The sequence below is a fragment of the Caulobacter sp. genome (assembly GCF_039596335.1).
In the GTDB taxonomy this organism is placed as follows: Bacteria; Pseudomonadota; Alphaproteobacteria; order Caulobacterales; family Caulobacteraceae; genus Caulobacter.
Map to the genome: position 1 here is coordinate 22,573 of NZ_JBCNJZ010000016.1, position 15,200 is coordinate 37,772.

The 15,200-nt window shown below is 70.0% G+C and carries 16 protein-coding genes; 6 read left to right on the forward strand and 10 right to left on the reverse strand.

The features are described 5' to 3' along the window. Nucleotides 1–2: 2 nt before the first annotated feature. The 3 genes from ABDW31_RS24315 to ABDW31_RS24325 all read right to left on the reverse strand — a co-directional run bounded on the left by ABDW31_RS24315 (nucleotide 3) and on the right by ABDW31_RS24325 (nucleotide 1,212). Nucleotides 3–371, reverse strand: coding sequence for a helix-turn-helix transcriptional regulator (locus ABDW31_RS24315; protein ID WP_221444628.1), 369 nt, complete (start codon nucleotides 369–371; stop codon nucleotides 3–5). Then, nucleotides 368–706: a hypothetical protein gene (locus ABDW31_RS24320; protein WP_184717290.1), complete on the reverse strand. Its 339-nt coding sequence runs from the start codon at nucleotides 704–706 to the stop codon at nucleotides 368–370. The genes ABDW31_RS24315 and ABDW31_RS24320 overlap by 4 nt, the downstream gene beginning before the upstream one ends. A 248-nt stretch (nucleotides 707–954) precedes the next feature. Continuing rightward, the gene (locus ABDW31_RS24325; RefSeq protein WP_184717288.1) at nucleotides 955–1,212 is read right to left on the reverse strand and encodes a helix-turn-helix transcriptional regulator; all 258 of its coding nucleotides are present in this window, start codon (nucleotides 1,210–1,212) and stop codon (nucleotides 955–957) included. 112 nt (nucleotides 1,213–1,324) lie between these two features. Here ABDW31_RS24325 and ABDW31_RS24330 point away from each other — a divergent pair, with 112 nt between their 5' ends. The 4 genes from ABDW31_RS24330 (at nucleotide 1,325) to ABDW31_RS24345 (ending at nucleotide 8,676) form a co-directional block, all read left to right on the forward strand. Beyond that, the gene (locus ABDW31_RS24330) at nucleotides 1,325–1,843 is read left to right on the forward strand and encodes an RNA polymerase sigma factor (protein ID WP_184717286.1); all 519 of its coding nucleotides are present in this window, start codon (nucleotides 1,325–1,327) and stop codon (nucleotides 1,841–1,843) included. A gap of 12 nt (nucleotides 1,844–1,855) precedes the next feature. Continuing rightward, nucleotides 1,856–2,926 (forward strand): FecR family protein, encoded by a 1,071-nt coding sequence (locus ABDW31_RS24335; protein ID WP_184717284.1) that lies wholly within the window; start codon nucleotides 1,856–1,858, stop codon nucleotides 2,924–2,926. A 122-nt stretch (nucleotides 2,927–3,048) separates the two neighbouring features. Beyond that, nucleotides 3,049–6,138, forward strand: a complete 3,090-nt coding sequence (locus tag ABDW31_RS24340; protein WP_184717282.1) for a TonB-dependent receptor — start codon at nucleotides 3,049–3,051, stop codon at nucleotides 6,136–6,138. Between the two features lie 48 nt (nucleotides 6,139–6,186). Then, entirely contained in the window at nucleotides 6,187–8,676 is a 2,490-nt protein-coding gene (locus tag ABDW31_RS24345) for a prolyl oligopeptidase family serine peptidase (RefSeq protein WP_184717280.1), read from the forward strand. Here the strand turns inward: ABDW31_RS24345 and ABDW31_RS24350 are convergent. The 5 genes from ABDW31_RS24350 to ABDW31_RS24370 form a co-directional block, all read right to left on the reverse strand. Continuing rightward, complete coding sequence (locus ABDW31_RS24350; RefSeq protein ID WP_184723695.1) at nucleotides 8,663–10,420, reverse strand: lasso peptide isopeptide bond-forming cyclase; 1,758 nt, start codon at nucleotides 10,418–10,420, stop codon at nucleotides 8,663–8,665. The genes ABDW31_RS24345 and ABDW31_RS24350 overlap by 14 nt on opposite strands. Further along, complete coding sequence (locus tag ABDW31_RS24355) at nucleotides 10,417–11,070, reverse strand: lasso peptide biosynthesis B2 protein (RefSeq protein WP_184717278.1); 654 nt, start codon at nucleotides 11,068–11,070, stop codon at nucleotides 10,417–10,419. Before ABDW31_RS24355 ends, ABDW31_RS24350 begins: the two co-directional genes overlap by 4 nt. A 62-nt stretch (nucleotides 11,071–11,132) precedes the next feature. Then, nucleotides 11,133–11,252, reverse strand: a complete 120-nt coding sequence (locus ABDW31_RS24360) for a hypothetical protein (protein ID WP_184717270.1) — start codon at nucleotides 11,250–11,252, stop codon at nucleotides 11,133–11,135. A gap of 113 nt (nucleotides 11,253–11,365) precedes the next feature. Next, nucleotides 11,366–11,485, reverse strand: a complete 120-nt coding sequence (locus ABDW31_RS24365) for a hypothetical protein (protein WP_184717268.1) — start codon at nucleotides 11,483–11,485, stop codon at nucleotides 11,366–11,368. Between the two features lie 67 nt (nucleotides 11,486–11,552). Continuing rightward, nucleotides 11,553–12,302, reverse strand: a complete 750-nt coding sequence (locus ABDW31_RS24370; protein WP_184717266.1) for a GntR family transcriptional regulator — start codon at nucleotides 12,300–12,302, stop codon at nucleotides 11,553–11,555. A 258-nt stretch (nucleotides 12,303–12,560) separates the two neighbouring features. On the opposite strand from ABDW31_RS24370, the gene ABDW31_RS24375 reads away from it, so the two are divergent. Continuing rightward, nucleotides 12,561–13,040, forward strand: a complete 480-nt coding sequence (locus ABDW31_RS24375) for a helix-turn-helix transcriptional regulator (RefSeq protein WP_066685886.1) — start codon at nucleotides 12,561–12,563, stop codon at nucleotides 13,038–13,040. A gap of 420 nt (nucleotides 13,041–13,460) precedes the next feature. Here the strand turns inward: ABDW31_RS24375 and ABDW31_RS24380 are convergent, their stop codons facing one another. After that, entirely contained in the window at nucleotides 13,461–14,243 is a 783-nt protein-coding gene (locus tag ABDW31_RS24380) for a DUF2285 domain-containing protein (RefSeq protein ID WP_343699768.1), read from the reverse strand. Between the two features lie 299 nt (nucleotides 14,244–14,542). Here ABDW31_RS24380 and ABDW31_RS24385 point away from each other — a divergent pair, with 299 nt between their 5' ends. Then, a complete protein-coding gene (locus ABDW31_RS24385; RefSeq protein ID WP_066685885.1) occupies nucleotides 14,543–14,821 on the forward strand; it encodes a DUF2285 domain-containing protein in 279 nt (92 codons plus the stop codon). Between the two features lie 8 nt (nucleotides 14,822–14,829). Here the strand turns inward: ABDW31_RS24385 and ABDW31_RS24390 are convergent, their stop codons facing one another. After that, nucleotides 14,830–15,081, reverse strand: coding sequence for a helix-turn-helix domain-containing protein (locus ABDW31_RS24390; protein ID WP_343699773.1), 252 nt, complete (start codon nucleotides 15,079–15,081; stop codon nucleotides 14,830–14,832). Nucleotides 15,082–15,200 lie beyond the last annotated feature (119 nt).

Here is a 15,200-nt window from a genome sequence, read left to right on the forward strand (position 1 = left end):
CGCTAGACCTTCGGCGCTTGGGAACGGGCGCGAAGAAACTCTGCGAAGCGCCCAACTTCCTCGCGGTCGGCCTCCGACAAGGCGGCGACCTGACGGGCCAGATGGGCGACGTCGGCCGGTAGCGTCGCGGCTCCCTCGTCCTCGCCCGTGAGATAGGCGACCGACTGCCGATAGAGGCGCGCCAGTCGCGTCAACTCGATCGCCTCAACGCGCCGCTGACCACTCTCGATGTCGGACAGCGCAGTCCTAGGCAGCTTGAGGTAACCTGCCACCTCCTCCTGCTTGAGGCCCAGATAGCGCCGTGCGTCCCGCAAGCGGGTTCCGAGGCGACGCCGCGCCAAATCGTCCGCCGCGTCCGCGTCGTCGCTCACGCCTTCACTCCGTTGGCCTTGTTCCATGAGCGCTCGATACGCGGGAGCAAATGCTCGATCGCCGCATCGATCGACTTGTACCCGCCGGTCTGCACAACGCTGTCGCGCAGCTTGTGGCCGAGAATGGGATCGAGTTCGCAGAGCACGTCGACCACCGTCAGGGAGTCGAAGCGGATAAAGGTTCTCATCGCTGCCGCAGGCGCCTTGGGTAATTCAATGCCCTGCACCGGCGCCTCGTTCTCCGCGAGCAACAGCAACTCCTTACGCAGCGCCGCCTCGACAGCCACTGCCGGGAAAACTTTCTGCTCGGCCTTTTCCTTCACCTCGGGATCCATTTCACCACCCCTGAGAACACATAACGACGATATAATGTCTGAAATTCCAACATGCAACCCTGAGAGCAACAAGCTTCACCTAACCAGGTGAAGCCCCAAAGGCCTGGAATCAAAGGTTTGACCGTTGAAAAACGCGTCAGCGATCGTCACCCGAAGGGCCGAGACCGCTAAGCGGGCTCGGCGGCGGCCGGCGTAGCCGACGGCGTAGAGCGCGATCGCGCGGAACGCGCGAGACGCCCATCCTCCGCTTAGATCTCGAAATGGTCAGGCACCGCAGCGACGATCTTGGCGAACAAGGCAACCGGATCTTCGTTCATCGCTCGCGCCAGAGCGATGAACTCCAAGATGTCAACGCGACGTTGGGAGCGCTCGATGGTTGAGATGACCGTCTGGTCTCTTCCGATCTTTGTAGCAACCTCAGCTTGGGTCAGACCTGACCGTTTGCGAGCGCCAATCAAAGCCTCGACGACACAAAGGTGCGCTCCGTCGAAGATTGATTTGGGCATGATCGCCGACCGAAATTGGACCGGCAATCCAGATATATGGAAAAATCTCTTAGGTGATTTTCCCATAATTTATTAGGATTCACCCCGCGCGCCGCTCGGCTCGGGATGATTTATGTCTCCGCTCGATGGTCAAATCACCGCCCCGGACACCCCGCCCTCGGAGGGCGGGACGCCGCCGCTCGCCGACGCCTATCTGCGCCATCGCGACTGGCTGACGGCGCTCCTGGCGCGCCGCTATCCGCAGGACGCCGACGACATCGCCCAGGACACCTGGCTGCGCGTCCATGACTACCAGCCGCCCCGGCCCGTCCGCAGTCCCAAGTCGCTGCTGGCCCGCATCGCCCTGAACCTGGCGGCCAGCCGCTTCCGCAGGGCCGCGCGCGAGGTCCCCACCGATCCCGCGCTAGAGCCCCTGGCCGACCAGACGATCGACGCCAGCCAGGAGCAGGCGATCCTTTTCGAACAGATGTTGCTCGCCTTACCGCCCAAGTTGCGCGATGTTTTCGCCCTGAACCATGTCAGGGGCCTCACCTATCGGGAAATCGCGCAGCTGCGCGGCATCTCGGTCAAGGCGGTGGAAAAGCGGATGACCCAGGCTATCGCCCGATGCGCCGACATGATCCGGAGCTAGGCGGATCACGTCATGATCGATGACAAGACCCAGGCCGCAAGCGCCCAGCCCGGCGGCGGGAAGCCCCGCAGCGCCGACGACAAGCGCGCGCGCGACGAGGCCGCCGTCTGGTACGCCAAGTTCAGCGGCCAGCGCGCCAGCAACGCCGACGTGAGGGCCTTCTTCGCCTGGCGCGAGGACAGCCTCAATGACGCCGCCTACACCCGCATCGAGGCCCTGACGACGGGCGTGCGGGCCCTGGCCGACGATCCGAGACTCCAGGCCATCGCCGAGACGGCCGCGCGCCGGCCGCGCGGGATCGGCGCGCGGCTGCGAGGCCTCGGCCAAGGCCGCGGCGTCCGGACCATCGGCGTCGGCGCGGCCCTGGCGGCGGCCGCGGTGATCGGCGCGGTGCTGTTCAGCCAGACGGGCCAGCAGACCTATCGGACCGAGATCGGCGAGCGGCGGGCGATCAGCCTGGCCGACGGCTCGACAGTCGAACTCAACACCAACAGCCAGGTGCGCGTGCGCCTCTCCAAGGCCCAGCGCAGCCTGATCCTCGACAAGGGCCAGGCGATGTTCGTCGTCGCCCATGACGCGGGGCGCCCCTTCGTCGTCACGGCCGGGGACACGGCGGTGCGGGCCATCGGCACGCGGTTCGAGGTCTATCGCGCCGACGGCGCGGTGCGGGTGACCCTGACCGAAGGCCGCGTCCAGGTCAGCCAGACCGGCAAGGCCGGGGCGCAAAACGCGACGCGGCCCGCGCCGGTGATCCTGACGGCGGGGCAGCGGGTCGACGTCGCCCGCGCCGCGCCGGTCAAACCGGTCGCCGTCGACGTGGCGGCGGCCACCGGCTGGACCAGCGGGCGCCTGACCTTCAAGGACGTGCCGCTGGCCGAGGCGGTGGCGGAGGTCAATCGCTACAGCCGTCGCCAGGTGGTGCTGGGTCCGGGGGCGCCGGCCGACCAGCGGGTCAATGGCGAGTTCGACGCCGGCGACACCGAGACCTTCGCCCGGGGGATGGCGGCCCTGCTGGACCTCAAGAGCGTCCCGCGCCCGGACGGCGGCGTCGAACTGACCGCCGAACGCTCCGGCCCCGCTTGACGTCATAAATCTTTCGCATCCCGGTAGGGTGTGACGCCCTCCCAGGAGTCTTACCCCCGCCGCGCCCCGGCGAGAGACCGCCATCGTGGCGGCCCCGTGCGCGCGGCGGGGGGATGTGAACGATGCGCGCTTATCGTCAAAGCCTGTTGGGGCTCAGTTGCCTGACGCTGGCCACCAGTTGGGTCGGCCCGGCCCTGGCCGCCCCAGACGTCGCGGGAATGGAAGGTGTCCAGGCCAACGCGCCCGCCCGGTCGAGCAAGGCCAGTCAGGCCGCCGATCCCGTGGTCGAGGTGCGCCTGGCCAAGGGACCGCTGGGGGCGGCCCTGTTCGCGCTGGGCCGCCAGACGGGAACCCAGATCCTGTTCACCAGCGAGATGGTGGCCGGCCGCAGCGGGCCGGCGGTCAGCGGACGCATGACCGCCGCCGAGGCCCTGGACCGGCTGCTGGTCGGGGTCGATCTCGAGGTCCAGCGGATGACCGGCAAGGTGTTCGTGTTGCGGGCCCGCGCCCAGCTGATCTCGACGGCCGGGCCGGCGCGCGTGCAGGACACCGACGTCGACGGCCAGCCCGTCTCTCCGCTGATCCAGGCCGCGCCGGAAGACCCGACCCTGTTGTCGGAGATCGTGGTCGGCAGCCATATCCGGGGCGCCAAGGACAGCGCCTCGCCGGTGATCATCCTGGATCGCGAGAGCCTGGACCGGGCCGGCCGCACCAGCGTGGCCGACGCGCTTTCGGCCTTGCCCCAGGCGTTCGGGGGCCTGGGCAACGAGGACGCCAGCTCGACCGGCGCCGACCCGACCGGCACCAATTCCAACAAGGCCACGGGCGTGAACCTGCGGGGCCTGGGCACCGACGCCACCCTGGTGCTGGTCAATGGCCGACGCCTGGCTGGCACCGGCCTGCGCGGCGACTTCGCCGACGTCTCGTCGATCCCGATGGCGGCGGTGGAGCGCATCGAAGTGCTGCTCGACGGGGCCTCGGCGCTCTACGGCTCGGACGCGGTGGGCGGCGTCGTCAACATCGTGCTGCGCAAGCGCTTCGACGGCGCGGAGACCCGGGCCCTGGTCGGCGGAACGACCCAGGGCGGGGCCAGCCAGTGGTCGTTCGGCCAGACGGTCGGCCATGACTGGGACAGCGGCAATCTGGTGGTCAGCTACGAGCACAGCGCCCGTGACCGGCTCAAAGGGCGCGACCGCGACTATACCGGCCAGGCCGACCTGCGCGCCCTCGGCGGCACGGATCATCGCCGCTACTACGGCATGCCGGGCACCATCCTGCGCGCCAACGCCGCCGGGGTGCTGGTCCCGGCCTATGCGATCCCCGCCGGTCAGAACGGCACGGGGCTGACGCCCGCCAGCTTCCAGGCCGGCACGGTCAATCTGGAAAACCAGCTGGGCGCCTATGACGTGCTGCCGCGCCAACGCCGCGACAGCCTCTATGTCGCCTTGGCTCAGGATTTGACGGCGGGCGTGTCGCTGTCGGCCGACGCGCGGGCCACGCGCCGGCGGTTCACCAACCGCAGTGTCGCCTCCAGCCCCACCCTGACGGTCAACCGCAACAACCCCTATTTCGTATCGCCGACCGGCCAGACCTCCGAGCGCATCGCCTATTCGTTCCTCAACGAACTGGGCGGCCAGCGGGTCAACGGCGTGGCCGACACCCTGGGCCTCAGCTTCGGCGGCCAGGCCCGCCTGCCGGGGACCTGGCGGCTGGACGCCTACGGCGCCTATGGCCTGGAACAGGGCCGTTCGCGCACGGACAACCTCGTCAACACCAGCTACCTGTCCGAGGCCTTGGGAACCACCGCCAACAACGCCGCCACCCCGTTCAGCACAGCGGCCAACGGCTTCTTCAACCCCTTCATCGGCCAGGGCTCCAATCCCAGGACGATCCTCGATTTCATCAGCGGCGGCTACCTGACGCGCAAGACGCGCGGCGAGACGGCGTCGGTCAATCTCAAGCTCGACGGCGAACTCTTCACCCTGCCGGCCGGGGCGGTCGGCCTGGCGGTCGGCGGCCAGATCCGGCGCGAGGCCCTGAAGACCGGCGGCGTCAGCCTGACCTCGGGCTTTGTGCCGACCGAGGTGGCGCGGCGCGATGTCCACCGTACGATCGACGCGGCGTTCGCCGAAGTGCGTGTACCGATCTTCGGCGGCGGCTTCGTGCGGCCCGGCCTGCAACGGCTGGAGCTGTCGGCGGCCGTCCGGCGCGAAGACTATGGCCAGATCGCCAGCACCGACCCGAAGGTCGGGGTGATCTGGTCGCCGGCCGCGGGCCTGACGGTCAAGGCCAGCTACGGAACCTCCTTCCGGGCCCCGGCCTTGATCGAGCTGAACGAGCCGCAGATCTATGCGCCGACCACCCTGACCCGGAACGGCCAGGACACCATCGTGATGATCCTCTACGGCGGTAATCTCGATTTGCGCCCCGAGACCGCCACATCCAAGACCCTGACCGTTGACCTAGCGCCGGCGCGCTGGCCCCGGTTCAAGGCGTCGGTCACGGGCTTCGACACCCGCTTCACCGACCGCATCGGCCAACCGGGCCTGGACAACCTCTCCACGGTGCTGACCGCACCGGAGTTCGCCCCGTTCGTCAGCCTGGTCTCGCCGGGCAGCAACCCCGCCGATCTCGCCCGCATCCAGGCCCTGATCGACGATCCGCGCTCCCTGGCCCAGGGCATCTTCCCCGCCCAGTCCTACGCGGCGATCATCGACGGGCGCTGGGTCAACACCGGTCAGCTGCGGGTGCGGGGCTTCGACATCTCGGCGCGCTACGCCGCCCAGCTCGGCAAGGATCCGCTGGCGCTCACCGCCGACGTCACCTGGCTCGTCGACTACCAGCGCAAGATCACGCCGCAGGCGCGCGCCGTGCAACAGGCAGGAGTCGCCGGCCAGCCGGCGGACCTGCGCCTGCGGGCCGCCGCCAGCTGGACCCACGGCGCCCTGACCACCACGGCGGCGCTCAGCCATGTCGGTGATCTGCGCACCGAGACCGGCGGCCGGATCAAGCCGTGGACCACCGCCGACCTCAACCTGACCTACGGCTTCAAGACCGGGCCAATGCGGGGCCTCTCGCTGGCCCTGAACGTCCAGAACCTGCTGGACGACGATCCGCCGTTCTACGACTCCAACCTTGGCGTCGGCTACGACCCGGCCAACGCCGATCCCCTCGGCCGCACCGTGACCCTGCAGCTGACCAAGACCTGGTAGCGGCGCGCCCGCGCCCCTGACCCCAACCCTGTAATCCGGAGCCTCCCCATGCGCCGCCTCGCGCCGCGCCTGCTCGCCTGCGCCCTGTTCGGGGCAGGCGCGGCGCAGGCCACGCCGTTCACCGTCGACCAGCTGCTGAACCAGCAGCGGCTGGGAACGGTCAGCATCGACCCCTCGCAGCGCTGGCTGGTCGTCCCGACCACCGCGCCCTACCGGTCGGCGACCTCGTGGGCGCTGGAGTTCGACACGCCGATGACCATCACCCGGTTGTCGGTGGTCGACCTGCGGGCCGACAGTCCGCCCCGGTTGTTGCTGGGCGAGGCGGACGGCGGCGCGGGCGATAGACCCGACGCCTACGGCTATACGCCGGGGCCCTTCGCGCCGTCGGGCGCTCGGATGGCGGTGATCCGGGCGCGCGGCGCCAGCCTCGAAGTCGGGATCGTCACCCTGGCGACGGGCGCGGTCGTGTGGACGGGGCTTTTCCCGACCTCCGACGTCTGGGGCCGATCGATGCAGTGGGCGGAAGAGGACCGGCTCGTCGTCCTGGCCAAGGATCCGGCCTCCCCGGCGATGGGCGCGCTCACCGGCGCCCAGACGCAAGACCGCCTGATCGACAAATGGCGGGAGACGCAAAATGGTCGCCCCGGCGTGACCCTGCTCGGGGCCGGCCGCTATCTCGACCGCACGCCGTCGGCCGCGCCGGGGCGGCTGGTGGCTGTCGACGCGACCACCGGCCAGGGCCGCGTCCTGGCGCAAGGGGCGTTCATCGACTTGGAGGTGGCGCCGGGCGGGTGCCGGGCGGCCATGCTCGCCGAGGCCGAGACCCTGCATCCGGATCCCTCGCGCCCGGCCTACACCACCGATCCCTACCGGCGCCGGCGGGTCGTGGTGGTCGACCTGACCAGTGGCGCGACCTGGTCGCCGTGCCCGACCTGCGAGGTCGCCACCGATCTTTTGGCCTGGTCCCCGAGCGGCCTGCAACTGCTCGTCTACGCCAAGCCCGACACGGGTGATTGGGCGGCGGCGCGCTACTGGCGCCTGAACGCCGCGACCCAGCGCGCGCAGTCCCTGGAAGACCCGGCCGTCGAAGCCAGCGCCGAGACCACGCGCTACGGCTCTCGCGTGCCGCGCGCCGACTGGATGGGCGAGGATCCGCTGATCCTGGCGCGAGCGCCGGGCGCGCCGGCGGGCCAGACCGACTGGCTGCGCTGGACGGCGAACGGGCCCCGTCCCCTGACCCTGGGCCTGCCGCCGGGCCCGCGCGCGCTCGAAGCGACCGCCGCCAACGCCATCATCGTCTCCCAGGCCGGCAAGCTCTGGCGGATCGACGGCCAAGGCCGGGCCAAGCTGCTGGGGATCGGCGCCAGTGTTCCGGGTCCCGGCGCGGCGGGCGGCGAGCGCCTGGCGTTCAACAATCGCCCCGCCGTTGACGCCCTGGCCCTGGCCTTGCCGGCCCCGGACGGTCAGGACCTCGGCCAAGTGCGCGATCATCGCCTGCGGCGCCTGGGCCTGACCACAGCCCCCGGCGAGAGCGTGCTGGCCGCCGCTGGCCAAGCCGGCGCGGTGGCCAGCCTTGGCCGTGACGCCCATGGCGTCGAGCGTGTGATCGTGCGCCGCCGCGACCGCTCGCCCCAGACCGTCGCCACCCTGAACCCTCAGCTGGCGCAGGTGGATTTCGCGCGGCCGCGGGCGATCACCCACCTGGGGCCACGCGGCCAGGCCCTGACCAGCTGGCTCTACCTGCCGCCCGACCTGCCGGCCGGCCGCAAGGCGCCGCTGGTGACGATCCCGTATCTCGGCCGCGACTATCCCGGCCCGCCGGCCAGCCAGAGCGCCCCGGCTCGGCAGGTGTTCCTCAACGCCCAGATCCTGGCCGGGGCCGGTTACGCCGTCCTGCTGCCCAGCCTGCCGATCGATCCGGACCGCGAGCCGGCGGAGGGCCTGGCCGACCAGATCCTCAAGGTCGTCGATGCGGCGGCGGTCCAGGAACCGGCGATCGACGCCGGCCGGCTGGCCCTGATGGGCCACAGCTACGGCGGCTACACCGTGCTGACCGCCGCCACCCAGAGCCCGCGCTTCAAGGCGATCGTCGCCAGCGCCTTTTCCGCCGACCTGATCGGCCACTACACCCGCAAGAGCCTGTCGGCGACGGTGCTGCCCGAGGCCGGGATGAGCCTGATGGGCGACGCCGGCTGGGCGGAGCTGGGCCAGGGACGGATGGGCGCGCCGCCCTGGCGTGACCCTCAACGCTATGTTCGCAACAGCCCTGTCCTGGCCGCCGACAAGATCACCGCGCCGGTCATGTTGATCATGGGCGACCTCGACGGCGATCCGGCCCAGGCCCTGACCATGTTCGGGGCGCTCTTCCGGCAGGACAAGGACGCGATGCTGCTGACCTATCATGGCGAGGGCCACGTCGTGCTGACGCCCGGCAACATCGCCGACGAGTATCGCCGCGTGCTCGACTTCCTCAGGGCGCAGATCGGCGATGCGGAGACCGGTCCATCCGCCGGCGCGGCGCCGGCTAGACCGTCCTGATCTTCCGCTCCCAGGCCCGGACCCAAGCTTCGAGCGTGGCCGCCAGCATCACTTCGCCCACGCAGTCGCGCCAGATCATCGGCTCGGGATGCAGCAGCGGTTCGAGCCGGTCGATGTCGATCAGGCCCTTGGCCGCCAGCCGCCCGTCGAGCAGGAACGGCCGCAGGGCCGGCAGGCTGGTGGCGACGCTCTTGGAGAAGAACACCGTGACGTCACCCTTGGACCTACGTTGCAGGCTCTCGGACGGCAGGCGATCGGCGAAGGCCGCGCGGGCGAACGGCCGATCGACCGCGCCGAGCGCCAGGATCGGGGCGGGAATGGCCAGGCACGCCTCGATGATCGGCTGGGCCATCAGCGGATGGATCAGGTCGGCCGCCCGGCCTCGCAGACTGTCGCCATAGGCGGTCTGGATGTTGGTCAGGCCGCGGATCTGGATGCGCTTGGCCGGACTGACGCCGCGATGGTCGGCCACCCAGGGATGCGGCGGCGGCAGGGCCACGCCCTCGGCCAGGAAGCTCGGCGGCGGTATGCCCGGCGACAGACGCGCCAAGGGCTGCATCGCGCGTCCCATCAACGACCACACCGTGGTGCGGGTCCGCCGGGCCAACATGGCCAGGGAGGCGGCGCGACCGGCCGGCGTGGGACGCCCCCGAAGGATGTCGGCCGCCAGGGCCGGGTGTCCCATCTGGTAGAAGACGCCGTCTCCGCCCTGGCCGGTGAACAGCGCCTGCGCCCCAACCTTCGCCAACTGCTCGGCCAGGTCGCGATCGAGGTCGGGGTCCTGGGCGTTGAGGCCCGGCCGGGCGGCGCCGGCGGTCTGATCCAGCATGGCCTCGTCCACCGCCATCAGGCCCCGCGGGCTGGTCACCAACGAAAAGCCGAAGCGATCGGCGATGCGCTGGGCCCAGACCCGCTCGTCGCCTTCGCGCTGCGGCCAGTAGGCGTTGATCGCCGCGACCACCGGCGCGCCGCACCGGGCCAGACTCGCGGCGACGATCGCCGAATCCAGGCCGCCGGAGATTTCCAGCAGGATGGAAGATCGGTCCTTGGCCAAGGCCGCCACGCAGGCGTCGACCAGATCGGCCAGGCCCTCGGGATCGAGCCAGGTGCGAGAAGGCCGCGCATGATCGGCGGGTCGCCACAGCCGGGTCGCCTGGCTCGCGTCCCAGCCCGCCCGCATCACGCCGGGGCCGACGGCGACCACGCCCGCCAAGGGGCAGATCTCGCTCCAGAGATTGCCGCGCGCCAGGATGTCGCCGACCTTGCTCCAGTCGACGGCCAGCCCCTCGGGGGCGCAAGGGCCGTGCGCGGGCGGGGTGGAAGCGATGAAGGTCACCTCGTCGCGAACCCAGGTCAGACAGTCCAGCGCCCCGGTCGGGTCGCGCAGCAGCGTGGGCGGCGCGTCGCCCGCCTTGAGGATCGCCACGTAGCGCCCCCAGGCATGACGGATCAGGAGCCGCGCGGCGTCAGCCGGCGCCGCATTGACCATCAGGTGGAGCGGGAAATCCTGGGCTCGCCCCTCACGGGTCGCGGCGGTGTCGAAGAGGTCGCCGATCACGGCCCCGCCCTGGTTCGGCGCGGCCCTGACCTTCGGCGGACGGGCGCCGCGGACGTAAACGGCGATCTCGTGGGCGCGATGGGCCAGGGTCCAGTCCCCCTCGGCCTCGATCGCGGCGCGCTTGGCCTCGGCCGCCTGGCTCGGCACGCCTCGGGGCCAGACCATGGCGAGATACTCGCCCATCAGACCGCCAGGATCGGGGTGTAGGCGATGAGGCGTTCGACATCGTCGTCCAGCGCCACCGGCCCGGACTGCAGCCAGCAGTGAGCCATGAACGGCCAGGTCCGCACCCCAATCACCCAGTCGGCGTCGAGCCCGAGGCGCCGCAGATAGCCCAGGAGGTGATAACTGCGCTTGAGGCAGGCGCCGCCGACCAGCGACCAGGGCCGCAGGACCGCGAAGACGGCGGCGGCGTCCAAGACGGCCTCATGGTGCGCGACGTCAGCGGACTCATTGACCGGCGGGCGGCCTCGCCGCGCGTGCTCCAGGATCCGCGCGAAGTCGAGGCGGCGGAAATCGCGCGCCGCCGCCCCGCTGGCGAGCAAGCCGGCGGCGATTTCGCGCGAGCTTGGACGGCGGGCGGCGCCGCGCAGATCGAGGGTGGGTTTGGGCGGGATCGCCCGGACCGCCGGCCTGGGCATGTGCGTCACCAGGCCCGCCTCGATCAAGGTCTGGGCGGACGTCTCGTCGCGCGGGCTCACCGCGCCGCCGTCATCCAACGCCACCAGCAAGCTGGCCTGGACGAGGCAGAGGTAGGCGTCGGCGGCGACATCGAGAAAGACGATGTCTTCGTCGATCACGGTTGCATGCACATCGCTGGCCAACCACAGCGCCATCGCGGCCTCCCAGCCGATTGCCCTGTCGCGCGGCGCGGCGGCCGCGCGGCAGGACCGATCGCTCAGAACCAGGCGAGCTGGGGTTGCATCGGCTCGCGCAGGCCCTCGTCGTCGACCGAGCGGGTCAGATCGAGCGCGCCGCCGAGGCGGATCACCCGAAGGATGGTGGTGGAGTTGGACATGGCTTTGACTTTCGCTGTGGCCGCGTCAAAGACGCGGCGGCGTTACGGATCTCGCCGGCAAGGACGCCGACGAGGCGATGGGCGGCGCGACCGGGCGCGTCGCCGCGGCCGGGTCAGACGAAGTAGTACTGGCTGCTGCCGGCTTCCTTGATGGTGCCCTCCTCGATGGACAGGGTCAGGGACTTGGCGGCGCCCAGACGCAGCAGGGTGATGCGGGGGGTATTGGGGGTCATGGCAGGTTCCTTTTCGAAAACGCCGCCGATCGCGGCCCCTCAAGCCAGCGCCCCGACTGTTTGATATTCAAACGATATCCGGTCGATATTTTCCGCCCCCGGCCAGGCGCGCGATGGCGGCCGCGGCGCCCATCCGGCGGCGATGGTGCAAGCGCACCGCGCTCCTGAGCGCCACGCCATTGCCAGTCTCGAACGCCGCCACGACGCTCAGGGCCTCGGCCGCCAGATCGCTAAAGAGCTGCGCCTCGATCGGCTGGAACGGCGCCAACCGCTCAGCGGTGCGCTGGTAGGCCTGGGCGAGCATCAAATCGTCCGCGCCGAGCACGACTTCGAGGAACAGCGCCTCGAGAGTCGCGGCGGCGTCGCGCCCAGGCGCGGCGAGATCGGCGGCGAAACTGAACGGCGCGCGCGACGGCCATTGACGGTGCTTGGCGCGCCGCTCGGCGTCCGGCGCCAAGGCCGCCGCCAGATAGAGCAGGCGCAGATGATAGAGTTCGGCCAAGGCAGGGCCGTCCAGTTGAGGCCGGGTGTAGGCGGGTCCCCGTTTCTCGACAAGGTCTTCGCCCGCCAGCCGCGAAAGCGCCTCGCGCACCGGCGTCGGCGAAAGGCCCAGCTCCGCCGCGATCAGGTTGATGGGCAGGGCCGCGCCTGGCGCGTCCACGCCCAGGCGAAGACGACGTCGCAAAGCGCCCAGCGCCAGGCCAAAGGAGTCGCGCGATGGAGGCAAGGTCTTGGTCCGCGATGCCGCCTCGCCAGTTTCAACTCTGACGGCGACGGGTCGACCCTTCGACGCGGGCGAACACGTCGGCGAGCGCATTTCTCGGCGACTTCCGGCGTTTGACGCCGATTTCCGACGTCGGGACGCCCTCTGGCTCGCCGCCGAACCGCCAGCCTGCATGAACCGTGCAGGAATCCGGTACGGCCTTCCGGAAAATTCGCACGGACACGGATGAACACGCTTGGTGGTCGGCCAGGCGACATTAAATGTGGCCCAACAGCCCGGAATACGTAGGGTTGTGCTTTGACCATGGGTTCGCGTGAGGACTCATGTCTGTAGCCAGTGTCGAGTACAGCTTTGGTCAAACGCGCATCCGAGGACCTGGAGCGTCAGCGCCAGCTCCTGTCAAAGACCCTGAAACTGATCCGCGGCTTACGCCACATGAGCGCCCGCGCGGTCGCCGACGCCATGGGCATGCCGCTGCGCAGCTATTACAGCTTCGAAGCTGGCCAGGGTCCGTTGGACATCGCCAAGATCTGGCGGTTCGGCGAGGCCACCGACAGCGATCCGGCCGGCATCATGGACACGCTGATGCTCGGCTCGCCTGACCACGCCCTGCGCAGCATGGACAATAAGATCGTCTCCATTCAATTGGCCTCGTTCCGTCGGTTCAGCGACAAGGTCGGAGACCGGATGACCCACATCGGCCCGGCCATCCTGATCGAGGCGTTCAAGCGCCCGTTCGACAGTCTTGAGGATCATCTGGACAAGCGCGACGAGAACACCGAACGCTGGTTGGCGGAGAATCTGCCAAGGATGCTGCCGCCGGACGAATAGTCCTGGCCCGCCGCTGGCGGGGAACGTCGAGGATTGGCGGGCCGCGCCAGATCGCATCGACGGCGATGTCGACCGCGTCCGGATCGACCGGCGCCCGCAAGCCCCAGTGCCCGGGCAGGGTCTCCATCGCGCCGGCTCGCAGGCGCGCATAGTCCGCGCGGTAGCGAGGATTTCGTCGCAGGAACTCCCAGGCCAGACGCGCCAGGCACAGGGCGACGCCGGCGGCTTCCACGGATGCCGGGACGAGCGGGGGCGGGACGGCGGCGACGAGGGGCTTGGCCATGGCTTTATTGAAGCGCCTGATCCGCTCGACCCGGAATCACCGTCGCCGCGAGGCTCGGCGGTCGCTTCGGAAAATTGGCGCCGTCGTCCGGTCCGCGCCGGATTGCCGTCCACGCCTACCGGTTTCCTGCACGACGTCTACCAAAGCCGGCACAGGCCGTGCAGATCTCCCGTCAGCGCACACGATGTCCCCAGGAAAGATCCCGACAGCAGCAGGATGACCGCGCTCCCGCCCCTCCAGGCGGCGGAGCGCCAGACCTCGACGGTCTTGGGCGGATCGGTGCGGGCCGGCCGCAGGCCGCAGAGCGCGCGGTAGCCGCCCGCGACGAGATCCTCGGCGGCGCGCAGCAAGCGCTGGACGCGCATGCGCATATAGTCGGATCGGCCGCCCCAATCCTCGTGAACCCGAGCCTCCCCGAACAGCAGCATGGCGATGTCGCGCTGGCTGGCCCCCGCGCGCCGGGCGTCGTGCGCCCGAAGCATTTGAAGCCAGCGCGCGGCCTTCGAGCGCGAACCCCGTCCAACCGATGAAAGTCGTCCGGTGTCGCGCAACGTGATCAGCGAACGCAGGCCGTCCATCGACGCCACGCCGACGCTATAGGCGGGCAGATGGAACCGGCAACGCACGGGTCCGGCCAGGACGTCGCCGTCGGCCACGGCGAAGCGAAGACGCCGCGCGCCGTCGCTGACCATCACGTGTTGATGGCCATCCTGGGTGCGCACCACGATGACGGCCAGGTCGAGCCCGCGCAGATCGAGGGCGTCTGGATCCTCGACCATCGCCGGTGTCAGGCTCAGCACCGGCACCGAACTGTCGGCTTGCCAGCGCCAAAGCACCGTAGGAACCGGGTCGGCGCCTGGGCCTTCGCCCACGAAACAGAGACCCGGGACGACGCCGGCCAGATCCTGCGACTCGGTCACGGTCTGTCGTCGCCCAAATTCCCAGGCCCACACCGACGGGTCGGCCGCGAGCAGGGGGCGATAGGCCTCTTGGGACCTCCAGGGCGGCAATGGCGTCCGATCCGCCGACATGGCGACCCGCTCATCATGGCGCAGACTTAAAAGTCTGGCTAAAGGTCCAAGGGCTGTCGAGGGGCGGACCGGCGTCGGCGTCGGTTGCGCCTGGGCGGAAGCCGGGTCATTCATCGCCGGGTTGGACGGCCCCGACAGGCTGTGGCGGGACCGTCCAGACGAAGACGAAGACCAGACGGAGGACGCGCATGGCGCCCGTGCTCGATCCTGAGATCGCCGACCTTGCGCCTTGGTCCGAGAGCCTGACGGACTACGACCTACAGCATCTGGTCGTCTATCTGCGCCTGCTCGACGCCCGCCGGGACGAGGCTGACTGGCGCGAAGTCGCGCTCTTGGTGCTGCACCGCGACGCCGCCCAGGATGAGGCCTCGGCCCGCGCCTGCTGGGAAACGCACTTGAAGCGGGCCGAGTGGATGACGACGACCGGCTACAAGGACCTCCTCACGGCCAAGACGGGCCAAGCCTAGTGGAGGCGCTAGGCGCCGCCCTCTGTTCGGAAGCGCGCCTTGGCCGGATAGACGACCCCCACGCCGACGTCGCTGGTTGAGGTCCGGGCGCCGAGCGCGACCCATGTCTGCAGATCCGCGATGCGGTAGACGACCCTGCCCCCGAGCTTCGAATAGGCCGGTCCCGTCCCATGGGAGCGATGCTTTTCCATGGTCCTGGGCGAGAGGCTGACAAAGCGCGCTGCCTCCTTCGTGCAGAGCAACAGGGGCGGGGGGAGCAGATCCTAGCGCCTGCGTGACCCGTGACTGGCGAGCCGGAAGCGGCTCGCTCTGCAAGACACCTGGGACGCTCGTTACCCTACCTTCCGGACGCCGCGATCGGGCGCCGTGAGGGCCGCAA